General features: G+C 66.6%; 16 protein-coding genes and 3 tRNA genes. 7 read left to right on the top strand and 12 right to left on the bottom strand.

Going from position 1 to position 18,796, the window contains the following annotated elements; genetic code table 11:
• On the top strand, positions 1–128 hold a 128-nt coding region (locus AWR35_RS10665; RefSeq protein ID WP_156413969.1), incomplete at its 5' end, for a hypothetical protein.
• 67 nt (positions 129–195) lie between these two features.
• Positions 196–272, top strand: a tRNA-Arg gene (locus AWR35_RS08275).
• 86 nt (positions 273–358) lie between these two features.
• On the opposite strand, the gene AWR35_RS10670 is transcribed toward AWR35_RS08275, so the two are convergent.
• Positions 359–4,369: an EAL domain-containing protein gene (locus tag AWR35_RS10670; protein ID WP_058575496.1), complete on the bottom strand. Its 4,011-nt coding sequence runs from the start codon at positions 4,367–4,369 to the stop codon at positions 359–361.
• 134 nt (positions 4,370–4,503) lie between these two features.
• Positions 4,504–4,959, bottom strand: a complete 456-nt coding sequence (locus AWR35_RS08285) for an isoprenylcysteine carboxylmethyltransferase family protein (protein WP_058575497.1) — start codon at positions 4,957–4,959, stop codon at positions 4,504–4,506.
• A gap of 195 nt (positions 4,960–5,154) precedes the next feature.
• Between AWR35_RS08285 and ovoA the strand changes: the two genes are divergently transcribed.
• Together ovoA and AWR35_RS08295 are read left to right on the top strand one after the other, a co-directional pair.
• Positions 5,155–7,305 (top strand): 5-histidylcysteine sulfoxide synthase, encoded by a 2,151-nt coding sequence (gene ovoA, locus AWR35_RS08290; RefSeq protein ID WP_058575498.1) that lies wholly within the window; start codon positions 5,155–5,157, stop codon positions 7,303–7,305.
• Positions 7,302–8,537, top strand: coding sequence for a PatB family C-S lyase (locus AWR35_RS08295; protein WP_082664022.1), 1,236 nt, complete (start codon positions 7,302–7,304; stop codon positions 8,535–8,537). Before ovoA ends, AWR35_RS08295 begins: the two co-directional genes overlap by 4 nt.
• Before the next feature lie 27 nt (positions 8,538–8,564).
• On the opposite strand, the gene AWR35_RS08300 is transcribed toward AWR35_RS08295, so the two are convergent.
• On the bottom strand, positions 8,565–8,810 hold the full coding sequence (locus tag AWR35_RS08300; RefSeq protein WP_058575500.1) for a DUF2789 domain-containing protein: 246 nt from the start codon (positions 8,808–8,810) through the stop codon (positions 8,565–8,567).
• Between the two features lie 137 nt (positions 8,811–8,947).
• Here AWR35_RS08300 and sohB point away from each other — a divergent pair, with 137 nt between their 5' ends.
• A complete protein-coding gene (gene sohB, locus AWR35_RS08305) occupies positions 8,948–10,045 on the top strand; it encodes a protease SohB (RefSeq protein ID WP_058575501.1) in 1,098 nt (365 codons plus the stop codon).
• A 7-nt stretch (positions 10,046–10,052) separates the two neighbouring features.
• On the opposite strand, the gene AWR35_RS08310 is transcribed toward sohB, so the two are convergent.
• The 5 genes from AWR35_RS08310 to AWR35_RS08330 all read right to left on the bottom strand — a co-directional run bounded on the left by AWR35_RS08310 (position 10,053) and on the right by AWR35_RS08330 (position 14,152).
• Positions 10,053–12,296 carry a glycosyltransferase gene (locus tag AWR35_RS08310; protein ID WP_197408177.1) on the bottom strand — a complete coding sequence of 748 codons (2,244 nt, stop codon included), beginning with the start codon at positions 12,294–12,296 and terminating at the stop codon, positions 10,053–10,055.
• On the bottom strand, positions 12,293–13,369 hold the full coding sequence (locus tag AWR35_RS08315; RefSeq protein ID WP_058575502.1) for a lysylphosphatidylglycerol synthase transmembrane domain-containing protein: 1,077 nt from the start codon (positions 13,367–13,369) through the stop codon (positions 12,293–12,295). Before AWR35_RS08315 ends, AWR35_RS08310 begins: the two co-directional genes overlap by 4 nt.
• A gap of 107 nt (positions 13,370–13,476) precedes the next feature.
• Positions 13,477–13,550, bottom strand: a tRNA-Cys gene (locus tag AWR35_RS08320).
• 6 nt (positions 13,551–13,556) lie between these two features.
• A tRNA-Gly gene (locus AWR35_RS08325) sits at positions 13,557–13,632 on the bottom strand.
• A gap of 85 nt (positions 13,633–13,717) precedes the next feature.
• Positions 13,718–14,152 carry a DUF1249 domain-containing protein gene (locus AWR35_RS08330; RefSeq protein WP_082664023.1) on the bottom strand — a complete coding sequence of 145 codons (435 nt, stop codon included), beginning with the start codon at positions 14,150–14,152 and terminating at the stop codon, positions 13,718–13,720.
• Here AWR35_RS08330 and AWR35_RS08335 point away from each other — a divergent pair.
• Both AWR35_RS08335 and AWR35_RS08340 read left to right on the top strand, forming a co-directional pair.
• Positions 14,151–14,816: a lytic transglycosylase domain-containing protein gene (locus AWR35_RS08335; RefSeq protein ID WP_231723582.1), complete on the top strand. Its 666-nt coding sequence runs from the start codon at positions 14,151–14,153 to the stop codon at positions 14,814–14,816. The genes AWR35_RS08330 and AWR35_RS08335 overlap by 2 nt on opposite strands.
• Positions 14,817–14,824: 8 nt before the next feature.
• Positions 14,825–15,334, top strand: a complete 510-nt coding sequence (locus tag AWR35_RS08340; RefSeq protein WP_058575505.1) for a hypothetical protein — start codon at positions 14,825–14,827, stop codon at positions 15,332–15,334.
• A 6-nt stretch (positions 15,335–15,340) separates the two neighbouring features.
• On the opposite strand, the gene dusA is transcribed toward AWR35_RS08340, so the two are convergent.
• The 4 genes from dusA to AWR35_RS08360 all read right to left on the bottom strand — a co-directional run bounded on the left by dusA (position 15,341) and on the right by AWR35_RS08360 (position 18,596).
• Positions 15,341–16,351, bottom strand: a complete 1,011-nt coding sequence (dusA, locus tag AWR35_RS08345; protein ID WP_058575506.1) for a tRNA dihydrouridine(20/20a) synthase DusA — start codon at positions 16,349–16,351, stop codon at positions 15,341–15,343.
• A gap of 55 nt (positions 16,352–16,406) precedes the next feature.
• Positions 16,407–17,135 (bottom strand): sulfite exporter TauE/SafE family protein, encoded by a 729-nt coding sequence (locus AWR35_RS08350; RefSeq protein ID WP_058575507.1) that lies wholly within the window; start codon positions 17,133–17,135, stop codon positions 16,407–16,409.
• Positions 17,136–17,236: 101 nt separating this feature from the next.
• Entirely contained in the window at positions 17,237–17,446 is a 210-nt protein-coding gene (locus AWR35_RS08355) for a YjfB family protein (protein WP_058575508.1), read from the bottom strand.
• Positions 17,447–17,576: 130 nt separating this feature from the next.
• On the bottom strand, positions 17,577–18,596 hold the full coding sequence (locus tag AWR35_RS08360; protein WP_066185125.1) for a cation diffusion facilitator family transporter: 1,020 nt from the start codon (positions 18,594–18,596) through the stop codon (positions 17,577–17,579).
• Between the last annotated feature and the right edge of the window lie 200 nt (positions 18,597–18,796).

Here is an 18,796-nt window from a genome sequence, read left to right on the forward strand (position 1 = left end):
TCGCGGCGCGCCCGTCGGGCACCGAGCCGATCTACAAGATCTACGCCGAGAGCTTCCACGATGCCGCACACCTCGAGCAGATCCTCGAGCAGGCGCAGGGCGTCGTCGGTGAGGCGCTGGGCGACTGATCGCGCCGTCGAATCCGCGTCCGCCATGGACGCGGCGCGGGCAAATCGCTATCATGCCCCGCTCATCGCGCCCGTAGCTCAGCTGGATAGAGTGTCGGCCTCCGAAGCCGAAGGTCACAGGTTCGAATCCTGTCGGGCGCACCAGACAGAAGGGCGTGCATGCGCCTTGCGAGAAAAGCCCCCGAGCGTGTCCGCCGGGGGCTTTTTGCATGGTGGGTCAGGGCCGGGGCTCAGTGGCTGTCCGAGACCGTGATGATGTTGCGGTTGTCCTCCAGGCAGCCGACCAGATCCGTCAGCGGCATGGGGCGGGCGAACAGGTAGCCCTGCAGGCTGTCGCAGCCCCAATTGACCAGAATGTCCCGCTGTGCCTCGGTTTCGATGCCCTCGGCGATCACCGTGATGCCGAGGTGATGCGCCATCGAGATGATGCCCTGGACGATCGCCGCATCGTCGGCGCTGTCCTCGACCCCTTGGATGAAGCTGCGATCGATCTTGATCTTGTCGATGGGCAGGTGCTTCAGATAGCTCAGGCTGGAGAAACCGGTGCCGAAATCGTCGATCGAGACGCTGACGGTGCTGTCGCGCAGCTGGTGCAGGGTCTCGATCGCCGAGTCGGTCTCGCTCATCAGGATGCCCTCGGTCAGTTCCAGTTCCAGACGGCTGGCGGGCAGGCCGGTGAGTTCGAGCATGCGGTGGATGGTGGCGAGGAAATTGGGCCGGTGGAACTGCACCGGCGAGAGGTTGATCGCCATTCGACCTTCTTCGAGCCCGTGGTCGACCAAGGTCTTCATGTCCCGGCAGGCCCGTTCGAGCACCCATTCGCTCAAGGGGATGATCTGCCCGGTCTCCTCGGCCAGCGGGATGAAGGTGGCCGGCGAGACCCAGCCGTGTTCGGGGTGGTGCCAGCGCAACAGGGCCTCGAAGCCGGTGATCTCGCGATCCGAGCCGCGTACCAGCGGCTGGTAGAAGACGTGAAAGTCGTGGTGCTCGAGTGCTTCCTGCAGGTCGTTGCGCAGACCCACGCGGCGGCGCACCTGCTTGTTGATCTCCTCGTTGAAGATCTGGCAGGTATTGCGTCCCTGCTGCTTGGCCCGATACATCGCCATGTCGGCCTGCTGGATCAGCGACTGCGGCTTTTTCGTGTCCGGCTCGCTGATCGTGATGCCGATGCTCGCGCTCAGATAGAGTTCGTGTTCGTCGACGTGGTAGGGCCGGCTGATGTCCGGCAGCAGACGCTCTGCCACCAGCAGTGCCTCGTCCTCGCCGTCGATGTCCGCCAGCAGGGCGACGAATTCGTCACCACCAAAGCGCGCCAGGGTGTCCTCGGCCCGCATCTGCGCAGCCAGGCGGCGCGAGACCTCGATCAGGATCTTGTCGCCGACCGCATGGCCCAGGCTGTCGTTGATCGGCTTGAATTCGTCGAGGTCGATGAAGAGGACCGCGACTCGGTTGCCGCGTCGTTTCGACAGCTCGACGGTGTGCTGCAGCCGGTCCTCGAACAGTGAGCGGTTCGCGAGCCCGGTCAGGCTGTCGTGCGTGGCGTTGAAGGCCAGCTGGGCCTCGTAGGACTTGTGTGCCGAGACGTCGTTCTGCAACCCGACGAAGTGGCTCACCTCGCCCGATTCGTCCTCAACCGGCGCGATGTGCAGCTCGTTCCAGAACTGGCTGCCGTCCTTGCGGTAGTTGCGCAGCAGCACCCGGACCGGCCTTTGTTCGACCAGTGCCTCGCGGATCTCGTCGACCGCCTCGGGGTCGGTCCGCTCGCCCTGCAGGAAACGGCAGTTGTGCCCCAGGACTTCCTCGGCGCTGTAGCCGGTGATGCGGGTGAAGGCGGCGTTGGTGTAGACGATCGGCAGGCCCGGGCGGCGTGCATCGGCGATCACCACGCCGTGGATGCTCGCCTCGACACTGCGTTCGAGCGTGCGCAGGCGACGCTCCTGGCGCTTGCGCACGGTGATGTCCTTGGCGATGCCGAAGACCGCCTCGATGCGACCGTTGATCACCATCGGCAGGTAGCTGACGTCGAAGTCGTGGCGGCTGCCGTCGCCGTGGTTGACCGTCAGTTCCGAGCTCTGGGTGCGGCCGCGGATGGTGCGTTCGATCGCGCGGGTCACGCGTGACTGGTCGGCCGGGTCGATCAGCTCGATCAGGGAGTGGCCTTCAAGCTCGCGCGCCGGGCGGTCGAACATGGCCTCGGTGGCATGATTGAACCCCTTGAGGCGTCCGCCGGCCGTCAGCGAGAACACCGCGTCCGGGTTGTAGGTGAACAACGAGCGATAGCGTTGCTCGTTCTCTTCCAGCGCGCTGCGGTCGCGATGCCGTTCGATCGCCAGGGAAACCAGGTCGGCGGCACGCGCGATCTGTCGCTGATGGCTGGGCGAGGGCCGACCCGGTGTCTCCCGATAGCTGGCGAACGTACCCAGCACCTCGCCGTCGGAGTCCAGCAACGGGTAGGACCAGCATGAACGCAGGCCGTTTTCCCGCGTGATCTCGTGGAAGCCGGACCATCTGGGATCGGTGGCGATGTCCTCGCTGAACACCGGTTCCCTCCGGCAGGCGGCGGTGCCGCAGGAGCCGACTTCGGTCAGCGGTATGGAGGCGATGGCATCTCGATAGCTGGCGGACAGGCTGGGCGCCGCGGCGAGTTTCAGGGTGGTGCCATCGGCGTCCGCAAGCATGATCGAGCAGTGCGAAGAAGGCTGGTGTTCCTCGAGCAGTTCGCATATCGAGCGCAGGGTGTGTTCCAGCGAGTCGGAATGCAGGATCATCTGCTGGATCGCCTGCTGCGATTCGAGCTCCCGGCGCGTCATCGTCAGCCGTCGTGCGTGGGCCAGGCGGCTGCGGCCGGTCGCCAGCAGCAGCACGACCAGCTGGGTGATCGCCAGCCCGACCAGGGCGGCGGCAGCGGGCAGGAGTGCGCCGACCCCGACCCGGGTGCCCTCCTCGAGATAGCCCCGGGCCAGCAGGGTCGTGCCGAACGGCAAAGCGAGTTCGCGTTCGGCCAGCAGGGCCTTGTACCCAAGACCCATCTGATCACCGTAGAGCTCGATGGTGCCTCTGTCGCCCAGGGAGAACTGCACGGCGACGGGGCCCGTGTTGGGTGGCAGGGCCTTGGCGGCAAGCCGATCGAAGTCGAGCAGGGCCAGCATCTGCTGCTCGTCTCGCCCGGGGATGGGCATGGGGATCGCCACCATGCTCGTGTTCTGACCGCGCGAGGGCAGGCCGGGCAGCAGCATCAGGCGGGGAGCGGGATCGGCCGCCTGCAGCCAGGTCCGTGTGCCTTCGTCACCGAGCAGCTGCCGCATCAATCGCTCGCCGCCGGGGCCACGGCTTCTGTGCCAGACGACATTCTTGTCGCGGTCGAGGGTAGCCAGCAACTGCAGGCTTTCCAGGTCCGCGAAGTAGCTTTGCGATTCCCGCTCGCGAATGAAGTCGGCCGTGGGTAACTGATTGAACATCCGCCAGCGGGTCGAGAGGCGGCGCAGTGCCTCGACGCGGCTGGTCAGTGCCTGTTGGCTGAGGATCTCGACCCGGTCCAGCTCGGATTCGCCGATGGCCTGAAGTTGGCGGTTGTGATCAAGCGAGAACTGGTACCAGGCCAGGGCGCTGAGCAGTGAGCCGACAATGGCGGCCGCTACTGCCAGCCCGCCCAGCTCATCCAGCCGTTGGATGTTCCGTCGGCTGGCGAGCCACATCGCCCCGCCGAACAGCAGAATGAACAGGATGGCTACCCAGGCGGCGGTGGAGTGAAACTGCAGCCACGGTGCGTTGCCCAGCAGCATCCACAGCGCCGAGACGCCGCCGAGGAACAGCATCAATCCGCCTACCCATTGCCAGGGGCGGCGCACCAGCGGCGAATCGCCGGGGATCATCAGGCAGAAGGCGATCGCGGCGAGCAGCAGGGCCGCCTCGATCGACAGGTGGTCGTGTGCGATGTGGCTTGGGTCCAGCGAGCCTGGCAGGTGGATGCCGTTGGTCGCGGCGCTGAACCCGATCAGGAACAGCAGCCCCATCCCGGCGGTGTAGTGGAGCGGGCGCCAGCGCTGCAGATGGCCGCCCAGGCCCAGACCCGCGAGCAGCGCGGCCACGGCGCTTTCCCTCGTCAGCGGCAGTCCAAGTGGGCCCGGCTCGGGGATCAGCAAGGGCGCGACCAGTCCAACGGCGCCGATGGTGACGCAGGCGGCGGCCACCATCAGCAGGTAGGACTTGATCAGGATGGGTGTGTCGGTCGTGGCTTTCATGTGTGCCCGGCCATGGCGCGAGTTGCGCCGAGTGCGTGATTATGAGTCAAGCTAATCGTTTTCTCCGCTAGGGACAAATCAATCTTTTTTGCTCGCCCATTGGTCGATGGCCCGTTGCCATGTCGGTCCGGCGCTCACAGCCACCGGCGCGTCTGGTCGCGATACCGACCGAATCGCTCGCCGAAATGCCGCTCCAGCGCCGCTTCCTCGCCACGGACCTGAAAGCGGTCGATGAACAGGACGAACAGGACCACGACGATCAGGCCAAGAGGTTGGCCCAGCCAGAAGGCGGCGCCTGTCAGCAGCAGTGCATCACCCAGGTAGATGGGATTGCGGCTGAGCCGGTAGATGCCGGTGGTGACGAGGTGGGAGGCCCGTTCCGGGCGAAAGGGGTCGATGGTGGTATGCGCTCGCCAGAGTGACCAGACGGCCGCCAGCATCAGCCCGACCCCGGCGGCGAAAAAGACACCGGCCACCCAGGGCAGTCCGGACCATTCGACTGTGGTCGTCGGCCAGAGGTGGGAAAGTCCGTACATCAGGCCGATGCCGATCAGCAGGGCAACGGGGGGCGGGATCAGTCGGGTGAGCATGCGGGGCGGTCCATCGTTGTTTTTCTTGATTGCGGGCCAGTCTAGTCGGCTTGCCGACGGAATGACATGGGGGTGGGGGTCCCGGCAGACGCGTCGGCACCCGGTTTATCCCTACAGGGCGATGGCCTAAAGTCAGTCATCGAAACATGCGTCGCCAGATGCATTCGTTCGATTCTTGCCATAAGGAGTGTCGTGATGCTGTCCAGACTCAAGAGCCGCTCGGTATTGCTGACCGGGCAGGATGCCGAAACCAAGCGGGAGGCCGTGCGGGCCTACTTCCATCGCACGATGGACATCTACGAGAAGCTCTTCGAGGTCATCACCGACGATCAGGCCTTCTACGAGCGGCCGGAACCGCTGCGCCACCCCCTGATCTTCTACTTCGGCCACACCGCGACCTTCTATATCAACAAGCTGGTCACGGCGAAGGCGACCACGCGCATCGACCCGCAGCTCGAGGGCATGTTCGCCATCGGCGTCGACGAGATGTCCTGGGACGACCTTAACGACGACCACTACGACTGGCCCTCGGTCGACCGGGTGCGCGAGTACCGCCGTGCGGTGCGCGAACGCGTCGACCAGCTGATCACCGAGCTCGACTGGACCCCGCCGGTGCGCTGGGAGGACCACCCCACCTGGTCGATCTTCATGGGCATCGAGCACGAGCGCATCCATCTGGAGACCTCCTCGGTGCTGATCCGCCAGCTCGATCTCGAATGGGTACGCCCGAACGATGACTGGCCGATCTGCGATGCCGCCGCGGCCACTCCGGCAGAGGCACCCGTCAACGAACTGCTCGAGGTGGCCGGCGGCACGGTCGAGCAGGGCAAGTCGTCCGACGCACCCCTGTACGGCTGGGACAACGAATACGGCCGGCTGACCACCCGCGTGGACACCTTCCGTGCCAGCCGCATGCAGGTCTCCAACGCCGAGTTCCTTGCCTTCGTCGAGGCCGGCGGCTACGAGACGCCCGAGTGGTGGACCGAGGAGGGGCGGCGCTGGCTCGACTTCCGCGGTGCGGCCCACCCGATCTTCTGGGTGCCGCGCGGGGATTCCCAAGGTCGCTCTTCTTGGGGCTACCGGACCATGACCCGCGAGATCGACATGCCGTGGGACTGGCCGGTGGACGTCAACTATCTCGAGGCCAAGGCCTTCTGCAACTGGCTTTCCGAGACCACGGGCAAGTCCATCCGCCTGCCGACCGAACCGGAGTACGAGCGCCTGCGCCAGGTCGCCGGCGTGCCGGACGAGCCGGAGTGGGGCGAGCGGGCGCCGGGCAACATCAACCTCGAGTACTGGGCCTCGGCCTGTCCGGTCGACCGTTTCTCCCAGGGTGATTTCTATGACGTGATCGGCAACGTCTGGCAGTGGAGCGAGACGCCCATCGATGCCTTCGAGGGCTTCGAGCCGCACCCGATCTACGACGACTTCTCGGTGCCAACCTTCGACAACCAGCACAACCTGATCAAGGGCGGCTCGTGGATCTCGACCGGCAACGAGGCGACCCGCGACGCGCGTTACGCCTTCCGCCGGCACTTCTTCCAGCACGCCGGGTTCCGCTACGTCGAGGGCGAGCCGGTGCGGCCGCCGGCCTCCCGGGACGAGAGCTACTACGAGACCGACGCCCAGCTGGCGCAGTACTGCGACTTCCACTACGGCCGCTCGTACTTCGGCGTGGCCAACTTCCCCCGGGCGCTGGCCGAGTACGCCCTGCGCCAGATGGAAGGGCGCAACCGCGGCGCAGCCCTCGACGTCGGTTGCGCCACCGGGCGGGCGACCTTCGAGTTGGCCCCGCACTTCGAGTCGGTCACCGGGCTCGATTTCTCGGCGCGTTTCATCCAGATCGCCCAGGCGATGCTCGACGACGGCCAGATCGCCTACGCCCTGCCCACCGAGGGGGAGCTGACCGAGGACCGCGCCGCCTCGCTGGCGGGGCTGGGCCTCGAGGCGCGCGACAACATCGATTTCTGGCAGCAGGATGCCTGCAACATGAAGCCGCATTTCACCGGCTACGACCTTGTGCTGGCAGGCAATCTGATCGACCGCCTCTACGATCCGGGCAAGTTCCTCGACGACATTGCCGGGCGCATCAACGAAGGCGGCCTCCTGGTGTTGGCCTCGCCGTATACCTGGCTCGAGGAGGTCACGCCGCGCGAGCGCTGGCTGGGGGGCTACGTCGACGAGGACGGGCGACCGGTGACGACGCTCGACACGCTGATCAAGCGCCTCGAGCCGCACTTCGAGCTGGTGGGCGAACCGGCGGACATCCCGTTCGTCATCCGCGACACCGCCCGGCGCTTTCAGCACACGGTCAGTCAGGTGACGGTCTGGGCGAGGAAAGCATGAGCGAAGTAGGGATGAGCCAGACCGATTTCACCCGGCTGGCCCAGTACCCGGGATCCGGTTGCGAGAAGTACGACCGGCGCGGCGAGATCTTCGGTCGCGAGGACGTCATCCCGCTGTGGGTGGCGGACATGGACTTTCCCGCGCCTGACTTCGTCACCGAGGCACTGGCCGACCGGCTGGCCGACGGCGCCTTCGGCTACGCCAAGCCGGATGCCGGGCATTTCGAGGCGATCACCGGCTGGCTGGCCGGCCAGCACGACTGGCACGTCGATGCAGAGGCCATCGTGCCCGTGCCGGGTGTGGTGCCGGCCATGGCGATGGCCATTCGCGCCTTCACGAGCCCCGGTGCGCGGGTGATCATCCAGCCGCCGGTGTACTTCCCGTTCTTCCAGGTAGTGCGCGACCAGGGCCGGACATTGGTCGAGAATCCGCTGGTGGAGCAGCCGGACGAGGCCGGCGGCACGCGCTACGTGATGGATTTCGAGGCGCTGGAGGCCGAGGCGCGCGAGGCCCAGATGCTGTTGCTGTGCAATCCGCACAACCCCGGCGGCCGGGTCTGGACCGAGGAAGAGCTGGGGCAGGTCGCCGCGATCTGCGCTCGCCACGACGTCATGGTGATCAGCGACGAGATCCACATGGATCTCACCTACCCGGGGGTTCGGCACACGCCGTTCGCCCGGGTGGGGGATGCGGCCGGGTGCCGCTGGTTCACGGTCACCGCGCCGGGCAAGACCTTCAACACCGCCGGCATCGGCGGCGGCTACGCCGTGATCCCCGATGCCGCCATCCGTGAGCGCTTCGACCGCGAGCGTCGCGGCATGCACCTGGGCGAGGGGTCGGTGTTCGGTCTGACCGCGCTCAAGGCCGCCTATGCGCGCGGGGCCAACTGGCCCGACGAGCTGATGAGGCATATCGCCGTCAATCGCGACCGGGTGATCGAGGCGGTCGCGGACCTGCCGATCGAGGCGATGGCTCCCGAGGCGACCTACCTGCTGTGGCTCGATTGCCGCGGGATGGGACTTTCGGATGCCGCAAGCGATCCCGAGGACCGGGCCCTGCAGCGCTTCTTCATTGACGAGGCGGGATTGGGACTCAGCCAGGGCATCATCTTCGGCGAGCCCGGCCGGGGTTACATGCGTATCAATCTGGCCACGCCCACGCGGGTGATCGATCGCGCCATGGCGCAGTTGCGTCAGGCCTTCGCCGGTCGCGCGTCGCCGGGCGACGCCTGAGACGACCTGCGAGGGCCGGCCCGGCGGTCAGGTGGCCGGGTGGGCGCGCAGCCGCGCGTCGAGATGGTCCACCGCCTCGGCCCAGTCGGCATCCTCGGCGAGTGACTCGCGCAGGAAGCGCTTCTGGTTCTCGCTCCAGAACGGCGCATCGGCAAGGGCGACGTCACTGGGCAGGGGGTGGTGGCGTTCGATGAACGCCTCGATCGCCTCTTCCGAGGCATCCAGCCCCAGTTGCTCGAACAGTTCACTCAGCGGGTGAAACGGTGCCTGCATGCGGTCTCCTCCGGGTGGTACATGCTCAGGTTGCTGTTCACGTTGATGATGGATTTTCCGGTGTCCTGACGAAAGTCTAGCCCCTTTTCCCGGGCTGCACCGGCACGTCTATACTCGGCGTCTTTGCCCGGAGTGATCTGTTCATGTGGCACGAGTATTTCCTGTTTCTGCTCAAGACCGTGACCCTGGTGGTGGCGGTTGTCTTCGTCGTGGCAGCGGTGGTCTCGGTCGTGGCCCAGGCGCGTAACGCCCAGTCCGGCGAGTCGCCGCTCAAGCCGCTCAAGATTCGTCGGCTGAACGACGAGATCGAGTCCCGAACTAAGCAGCTTCGCCAGGCGATCGAGAAGCCCGCCGGCGGCCTGAAGGGGGCGTGGGCCAGGCTGCGTGATCGCCTGCCGGGTCGCGGCGACAAGGACAAGGGAGCCGACGAGGGCGGCGAGCAGGAGGCATCGACGCAGGTTTCGGCCGCGGCTCCGGCGGAAGAGGGCGAAAAGGGCGGCGAGGCCCCGCGACACTACGTGCTCCACTTTGCAGGGGATATTCGCGCCTCGGCAGTTGATGCCCTGCGCGAGGAAGTCTCGGCCGTGTTGCAGGTCGCCCGTCCGGGCGTCGACCGGGTGCTGCTGGTGCTCGACAGCCCTGGCGGGGTGGTTCCGGGCTACGGCCTGGCGGCCGCCCAGCTGGCTCGCCTGCGCGCCGCCGAGGTCGAGCTGGTGGCGATCGTCGATCGGGTCGCCGCCAGCGGCGGTTACATGATGGCGGCGGTGGCCGACCGCATCGTCGCCGCCCCCTTCGCGATCATCGGCTCGATCGGCGTGGTCGCCCAGCTGCCCAACATCCACCGGCTCCTGAAGCGCAACGACATCGATGTCGAGCTGCACACCGCGGGGCAGTACAAGCGCACCCTGACCCTGCTGGGCGAGAACACCGAGGCCGGTCGGGAGAAATTCCGCGAGGAGCTCGAGCAGGCGCACCTGCTGTTCAAGCAGTTCCTGTCACGTTACCGCCCGTCTCTCGATCTCGAGCGCCTGGCGACCGGTGAGCACTGGTACGGCGAGGATGCGCTCGAGCTCGGCCTGATCGACGCCATCGGCACCAGCGACGACCTGATTCTCGATGCCGTCGATCGCGGCGATGTCTTCGAGATCAGCCAGCCGATCAAGAAGCGTGGCCTGCTGGCGAAACTGAACGCCTCGGCCCAGCAGGCGCTGAGCGAATGGCGCCACCCCCTCTGAGGCAGGGCTAGTCGTCGGGGCGCTCTCGCCAGTGATACAGCGCCAGGACCTGGCGGTAGGTGTCGGCCACGTCACGGGCGAAGTGATCGATGGCATGGCGGCGCGCGGTGGTCACGGCCTGCTCGGCCATGGCCGCACGTAGCTCGTCGTCCTCGATCAGCCGCTGCGCGGCGGTCGTCCAGCGGTCGATGTCCTCGGCGGTCTTGAAGCCGTTGGTCTCGTTCCTGACCACGTCGTCGATGCCGCTGGATCGCACGGCCACCACCGGCAGACCGGCCGCCATCGCCTCGAGGATCACCATGCCCTGGGTCTCGGACTTCGAGGCGAAGACGAACGCATCCCCTAACCGGTAGTAGCGCGCCATCTCGTCGGGCGGGACGCTGCCGACCAGCGTGATGGTGTCGGCCAGCCCGAGCGCCTCGATGCGCTCCTGCAGGCGTTGGTGCTCCTCGCCCTCGCCGATGATCAGGCAGCGGAACGCCCGCGCCGAGCGGCGGTTGAGTTCGTCGAGCGCGGCGACCAGGAAGTCGATGTTCTTCTCCTGGCTCAGCCGCGACACGCTCACCAGCACCCGTTCGTCCTCGCCGATACCGTGCGCCTCGCGCAGTGCCTCGACCGCCGCCGTGTCGACCGAGCGGAAGCGGTCGAAATCGATACCGGTCGGGTGGACGTAGATCGGTGAGGTCACGCCGATCACCCGCAGATACTCCTCGGCCGACTCGGTCGGCACGATCACGCCGGTGCAACGGTTGGCGAAGCGCCGGATCGCCGTGTGCGCGATCAGGTTGCGGAACAGCGGGCCGGGCAGCGGCACGAAGTGCGAGTAGTGCTCGAGACGGGTGTGATAGGTGAACACCGTCGGCACCTTCAGGCGACGGGCCCGCCACAGCGCGCTCCAGCCCAGCCAGAAGGGGTGATGGATGTGAATGAGGTCCGGGGCGAAATCCTTCAGGCCGTGGCGGATGCGCGGCGAGAGCGGGTTGGCCAGGCGGAACTCGTCGTGGCGGCCCATGCTGAACAGCGACGGGATCCGGGTTACGTCCATGTCGTGATCGTCCTGGCCGGCGTAGCTGGGCGCGACGATGCGCACGCGGTGGGTCAGCTGTTCCAGCCCCCGGCGCAGCCGGTCGATCGAGATCGGCACCCCGCCGATGAACGGCAGGAAGTTGTTGGTCATCATTGCCACCCGCAAGGGGCGGTCACGCCACGGCGAGGTATCCAGATCGTAGTTCCGGTAGTAGTCGCGCTCGACGAAGATCGCGCTGTAGAGCTTGATCGCCAGCAGCGTCAGCAGGCCGAGCACCAGCAGGAAGTTGAGGTGGCCGACGTAGAACAGCGAGTGGATGAAGAACCACAGGCTTTCCAGCGTCTTGAAGACCTGGTGCTGGCCGATGTCTAGCCGCTCGACGCTGATGGATATCTCGTCGCCCGCGGTGCTCACGTCGACGTAGTGGTAGAAGCTGGTCTCGTCGTTGAGCACCAGTCCGCCGGCCCCGCCGGTGACCACGTAATCGACGCCGTCGCGGACCTGGTGGTCGAACAGGTGCAGGTTGCTGGAGAACACCGCATCGACGCCGTGCTCGCGGAACAGCTGGTGCAGGCGGTCGCGGAACTCGATGTCGTCGAGATACTGGTCGTCGAAGTCGAGCGGGCTTTCCTTGACCGCCCGGAACATCGGGTGGCCGATGAACACGAAGCGATGCGCTGCCGACGGGTCGCGCAACTGCTCCCTGAGCCAGTGAAGCTGGAAGGGATAGGTGTCCGGATCGGTGCTGTCGAGGAACAGGAACTGGCTGCCGCCGGCACGAAAACCGAAGAAGTAGGGGCCGAAGTGCTCGTAGTAGTTGAACGAGCCGAAGGCGCCGCTCTCCTTTTCGCCCACCGTGAGCAGGTAGGGCATCTCCAGGTGGGACAGCGTGCGGTAGAGCGCCCGGTACTTGTCCTCGCCGCCGCCGCTGACCGCGTTGCCGGCCGAGACGACGAAGTCGAGATCGGCCCGGTTGAGCATCGGGATCATCTTGCGCTCGAACAGGCCCACCGAGTTGTTGATGTTGCCGACCACGGCGAAGTGCAGGCCGTCGGCGGCGCGTGACTGGATCCGTTCGATCTGCTCGGCGTGTACGGCGTGGTAGGTCTGTTCGAAGAACGGCAGGTAGATGCGGTAGCCGACCAGCAGCAGGATGGCCGTCAGCGTCAGGTAGAAGGCGACCTTGAGCCGGCGCGGGGTGAGTTTTTGCGACAGCCGGCTCACTGGTCGCCCCGCCGGCTGGCCGCGATCTCGCGCTGGGTGATGAACAGCCCGATCAGCATGCCCAGGTAGATCGTCAGTGCCCGCCAGGCGACCGTGACCAGCACCAGGTGCGAGGCGGTCACCATGTCACGGAAGAAGTGGCCGAACACGCCCTCGGCTATGCCCGAGGCCCCCGGCGTGGGCGAGAAGTACATGACGAAGGTGGTCATCACCATCCGGCCGATGACCACCCAGTAATCGAAACCGTAGCCCAGCGCCCAGAACAGCAGGGCGGGGAACGAGAACAGCGCCAGCAGGAAGAGCGCCGTGAAGACGAACGAGGCGGCGATGTCGAACCAGCGCCCCTGGAAATAGCGCACGAAGCCGTGGGCGAAGCGCTGCAGTTCCCGGACCAGTCGGTGGCGCCAGCGGTGGTGCCGGCGGGCGTTGATCAGGTGCATGGTCCGCAGCAGCTTGAGCAGGCCCAGCAGCGGTCGCAACAGCCAGTTTGACCGCAGCACCAGCACGGTGAAAAAGCCCAGGTAGAGAAACACCGAGACGATCAGGGTGGCCACCAGGGACTGGCTCTGCGTCGCCTGTTCGGCCCCGGGCAGGGTGAGGACCAGGACCGGCGTCGCGCCGAAGATGAACAGCACGGCCAGCGCGGTGCGAATGGTGGTGGCTGTCAGGCCGGTGCCCACCGGCACGCCGCGACGGCGCATGAACCAGACCTGGGCCACGCCCCCGCCGGTCGCCAGCGGCGTGATGTTGGAGACGAAGATGTTGAGGAACACCAGCCGGGCCATGGCGGTCAGCGGGACCGTCTGGCCGAGCGCGCGCAAGGTGAACCACAGGCGCAGCCCGTCGGCGGCGAAATAGACCAGCAACAGGCCGAGGCTCGCCAGGATCAGTGACGGGGAGAGCAGGCGGCTGTCCCAGGTGATGGTATGACCGGCGACCTGCGAGTAGACGGCGTAGATGCCGGCGGCGCTCAGGCCGATGAACAGCATCGCGAACCAGAACAGGCGATGGCCGCGGAAGGCGGGTTCGTCCTGGAGCTCGAAGCGTTCGGGATGTTGGTGCGGGTCGGTCATGCGTCTCGAGGGGCTCGCCCGTCACGCCGGCGCCGGCCACCCGAGGGGGATGCCAGGGCGCCAGACACAGAAAAACCCGCACGAGGCGGGTTCTCTGCAAACGGTTTTGGAGGCTGGACCCGGAGTCGAACCGGGGTAAACGGATTTGCAATCCGGTGCATAGCCACTCTGCCATCCAGCCGCAATCTGGAGCGGGAAACCGGATTCGAACCGGCGACCCCAACCTTGGCAAGGTTGTGCTCTACCAGCTGAGCTATTCCCGCTTGAGGGGGCGCAATTTTCATCAGGAAGCGCCCCCTTGTCAAGTCGCTTTTTGCCGGTTGGGGCGATTCTGGCCCGGCCACGTCGTCAATGCCGGCGCAGACGGGCGAGAAGCCAGCGCTGTAACAGGCGGTTGCGTGACTGGCGTGCACGGTTACACTCGGTACGGTCGGCCTTGAGGCAGGCAGCCGGATGGCGCGGGTCGTGCAGTTCCGCCGAGCGTGCGTCGAGGTAGATGCGCACCCGCAGGGTGACCGGCTGCTGCTGGGAGTCGAGCGCGGCGTGGTCGGTGAAGGCCAGTTCGAGGGTGAAGCGGCCGCGCTCGGTCACCCGGGCGATCACCTGAAAGCCGAGAGTGAACTCGTCGCCCGGGGTCAGTCGCCGCAGGTCGCCGAGCAGTCGACGGATCAGGATATAGTTCTGCTCATAGAGATCCATCAACTGATCGAATGGATCGTGTTCGGTGTAATGAGGGATGCCGGTGTTGACGTTCATGCCCGCCAGTTTAGGGAACCTCCGCATGAATCGGAAACGTCACGGACAGACAGTCCGGACGACGGCCGGGGCGTGGGCGCGATTTCGGGCAGCGGCCGTTGCCCTGTGCCTTTCCCCACTGCTCGCCGTGCCGGCGGCGATGGCCGATGTCTACAAGTACCGTGATGCCCAGGGCGTGGTCCACCTGACCAACGTGCCGCAGCAGTCGGCCAACGAGCCCTACAAGCTCTGGCGCAAGGGCGAGGCCACCAAGCCCAAGGGATGGCAGGACGGCTATCGGGTGCTGCCGAAGCTCGACCGTGACCGGTTTGCCGACGTGGTCAATCGTTTCTCCGTTCGTCACGGGGTCGACCCGTCGCTCGTACGCGCGGTGATTCACGCCGAGAGTGCCTTCCGACCCGATGCCGTCTCGCCCAAGGGCGCGGGCGGATTGATGCAATTGATGCCTGGCACCGCCAAGCGCTTCAACGTCGTCGACCGCTTCAACCCCGAACAGAACATTGCCGGCGGGGTCGCCTACCTGGCGCTGCTGCTGAAGATGTTCCGTGGCGACCGTGAACTGGCGGTGGCGGCGTACAACGCCGGGGAGAATGCCGTCAAGCGCTATGGCGGCATCCCGCCGTACCGGGAGACGAAGACCTACGTGCGCCGCGTCATGCAGCTGCAGGCGGCCTACGCCGGAGCAGGCTGAGCGAGCGCATGGTCTCGCCACAGAGTCGCGAGGATTCCCCCGATCTGGCTGCCGAGGCGGATCGGCTGGTGAGGTTCCTGAACGAGCAGACGAGCCTGGTGCTCGCCGTCTCGCCGCTCGCGGACGGCGTGCCGGTGATCGGCACCTTGCCGTTCGCCTGCCTTGATGGCGCCTTCTGGGTGCTGGCGAGCGAGCTGGCGCCGCACACCCGGCCCCTGCTGGCGGGGCGCGAGGCCAGTGTCGCGCTGCTCGCCGACCAGGCGGTGACCCGCAATCCGTTCGCCCGCGAGCGAGCCCAGTGGACCGCGAGCGTCGAGTCCGTCGGGCGGGACGACGATCGGTTTGCCGGTATCACCACGGCACTGCGCGGGCGCCACGGCAAGACCGTCGACCTTCTCTGCGGTCTGGGTGACTTCCACCTGCTGGGTTTCCATCCCGGTGCGGGCAGCTACGTCAACGGCTTTGGCAGCGCCTTCGTGCTTGACCGTTTCGCGGTCGTCTCGCCGCGACGCGGCTGATCCCCACTAGCGCCAGCGCAGCAGTTCGATCGCCTCGTCGATGACGGCCGGATCGTCGGCCCGTTTCGGTGACTGCTCGCTGAGGTGGCGTCGGTAGGCACGTGCTCCCGGCTTGCCCTGGAACAGCGTGAGGATGGGCTTGATCAGGGTGGGCAGGCGGGTGCCGCGCTCGATCTCGGCGGCAACGTAGTCGCGATAGGCCTGCACAGCCGCGAGCCGGTCGACCCGCCGCTCGTCGCCGAACAGGGCGGCGTCGATCTCGGCGAGCAGGCCGACATTCTGATAGGCCGCCCGGCCCACCATCACCCCGTCGAGCTCGTCGAGCACCGATCGCATCGCATCGATTCCGGTCAGTCCGCCGTTCAATACCACGGTCAGGTCCGGTCGCTCCTGCTTGAGCCGGGTGGCGAACTCCGGTCGAAGTGGCGGCACGTCCCGGTTCTGTTTCGGCGAGAGCCCCTTCAGCCACGCCTTGCGGCTGTGCACGATGAACACCTCGGCGCCGCCCTTGTCGGCGACGATGTCGACGAATTCGCGGAATTCCTCGTATGTTTCCTGGTGATCGATGCCAATCCGGCTTTTGACCGTTACCGGCACGTCGACCGCCGCACGCATGGCGGCGATGCACTCGGCCACCAGGGAGGGCTGGGCCATCAGGCAGGCGCCAAAGGCACCGTTCTGTACCCGGTCACTGGGGCAGCCGACATTGAGGTTGATCTCGTCGTAACCCCACTCGGCGCCGATGCGTGCCGCCTCGGCCAGCGCCTCGGGGTCCGAGCCACCCAGTTGCAGGGCGACCGGGTGCTCGCTGGCATCGAAGCGCAGGTGGCGCTCGACGTCGCCGTGCAGCAGGGCGCCGGTGGTCACCATCTCGGTGTACAGGCGCGCATGCCGGCTCAGCTGCCGGGCGAGGAAGCGGTAGTGGCGGTCGGTCCAGTCGAGCATCGGCGCCACGCAGAACCGCCACGGGTTGGCGGTTGCGGTGACGGGCAGGTTGTCGGCGCGGTCGATGGTCATCGCGAGCGGCTCGGTGGCGAACGGTCGGGCATTGTAACGGCAGGGCAGGGAGGCGTCAGGGCATCAGCCCCTTCACGATCGCGCTGACCCCCGCGATCGCCGCGATACCGAGGATCACCGGGCGCAGGGCGGCGAACGGCACCCGGTGGACCAGGTGACCGGAGGCGAGAAAGCCGAGCAGCGTGCCCGGGAAGATCGCGGCGAACAGCCACCATTCCCGCGGACCGATGAAGCCGGAGAAGAACAGTGCCACGGCGCTGGCGAAACTGGCGAACAGGAAGAAGGCCGACATGTTGGCGCGCACCAGCGGGCCGCGCTCGTTCTGGTAGATCAGGGCGATCGGCGGGCCGCCCACGGCAGTGATGGTGCCCATGTAACCCGAGGCGCCGCCGGCGATCACGCTGTTGCGATCGTTGAGTCGTGGTTGCAGTCCGACCACGGACAGCAGCACGGCGAGCAGGATCAGGATGCCGAAGGCCAGCTCGAATCCTCTCGGCGTGAGCACGGCCAGCGTGGCCACTGCAGCCAGCGTGCCGACGATGTCGCCGCCAATGGCGTAACGCACCTGGCGGAAGGCGAGGTTGGCGCGGCTGCGCCACAGGATCAGGACGGTCAGCAGCACCGCGTTTAGGATCAGTGGGCCGGGCAGGAACAGCGGGCTGATCAGGAACAGCAGTGGGGCCGAAAGCGTGCCGATGCCGTAGCCGGCCAGTCCCTGCAACAGGGCGCCGGCGAAGATCGCGAGATTGGCGAGCACGAGCTGGAGGAGGGTGACGTCGTCCAAGCGGATTAACCCCAGGGTGGATGGCGCTGACCGGAACGAAAAATCCCCGGCCGGGCCGGGGATCGGGAGACCGCCGCAGCGGTTAGGCCGGTGGGGCCAGGTCAGGCGTAGGTGTTGATCTGACCGCCGACCGGGCCGTCACTCGACGGTGTGTCCGCCTCGCCGCCCTGATCGATCGATTCGATCAGCGGGGCCATCGCCTTTTCCTGCGTTTCCATCGCCTCTTTCTGGACGCGTACGCCGACTTCCTGTGCCAGCTGTACGTTCGGCATGGCGGCCTGGATGCCGCCGGCGGCTACTGGGTCGGCCATGTCGCCTCTCCCGGTGTTGCGTGTGGCTTTGGTCGCCCGGCCAGCCGGCCGGGCAAAGTGTTGTGGGTCAAGTGTACGCCCCGAATCGCCGGGATGCACCCGTGTGCCCGGCGGTCCGGTCGTGGCCGGCCTAGCGGCGCAGTCCGCGGACCAGCGGCAGGCGGCGCCACAGGCTGGTTTTCGTGTCGGTCAGGTCGCGGCAGGTTTCGCACTGCCCGGCGCGGGGGCGACGCGTGGTCAGCGGTTCGATGCGCATCGGTGACGGGCCGTTGCCCGGCTTCCAGGCCGACAGCGGCTCCTCGTGGATCATCACGTCGGCGCCCGGGAAGGTGCGCAGCAGCCGCGCCTCGACCTCATCGCCGACCCGGTGGGCGTGATTGAGGTCGATGTGATTGTCCAGGTAGAGGTAGAGCTGGATGATCATGGTACGTCCGGCCAGCCGGGTGCGGATCTGGTCGACTGCATGCACGGACGGATGGGCGGTGGCGATCTGGGCGACACGGTTTTCCGTGCCGTCGAGCACTTCGCGGTCCATCAGGTGGTCGAGTGCCTCGCTGCCCACTTTCCAGGCGCTGTAGAGGACGAACGAGCCGACAGCCACCGCGAAGACCGGATCGATCCAGCTCAGCCCGTAGCCGGCAAGGATCAGGACGGCGATGGTCGAAGCGTTGACCAGGAAATCCATGCTGTAATGCGAGGCGTCCGCCTTGATGGCGGGCGAGCGGGTCTTGTGGATCACGTAGCGCTGGAAGGTGATCAGCGCGAGTGTGGCGATCATGGAGAACAGCATCACCGCCACGCCCCAGTTGACCGCGTCGATCGCCTGCGGGCGGATCAGTCGATTGAGTGCCTCGACCATGAGAAAGACGCCCGAGCCGGCGATGAACGTCGCCTGCGCCAGTGCGGCCAGCGGTTCGGCCTTGCCATGGCCGTAGCGGTGGTCCTCGTCGGGTGGTTGCAGGGCGATGCGCACGGCGACCAGCGTGACCAGCGAGGCCAGCAGGTCCATGGTGGAGTCGATCAGCGAGGCGAGCATGCTCACCGAATTGGTGGTGATCGTCGCCGCGAGCTTGAGCGCGATGAGCGTCAGGGCAAGGGTCACCGAGGCGGTGGTGACCATGCGCAGCAATTTGGCGTGTTGATGGGCCATGATGTGATGGTCGCCTCGTCAGAGTCGGTGCCGGCCCCGGGCGCACGTGCGAGGCCGCCATGCGCCGTCGGGAAAGTTAGGCAAGACTAATACCGAACTAGATTAGTCCCATTTTAATGCAGCCGGATCGCGAGCGCCAGCCCGCGCGTTCGAATGGCGCCCGCAACGCGCCGAACGGCGGACAGGGCTTGGGCGCCGTG

It is taken from the genome of Guyparkeria sp. WRN-7, assembly GCF_001641825.1.
Taxonomy (GTDB): Bacteria; Pseudomonadota; Gammaproteobacteria; order Halothiobacillales; family Halothiobacillaceae; genus Guyparkeria.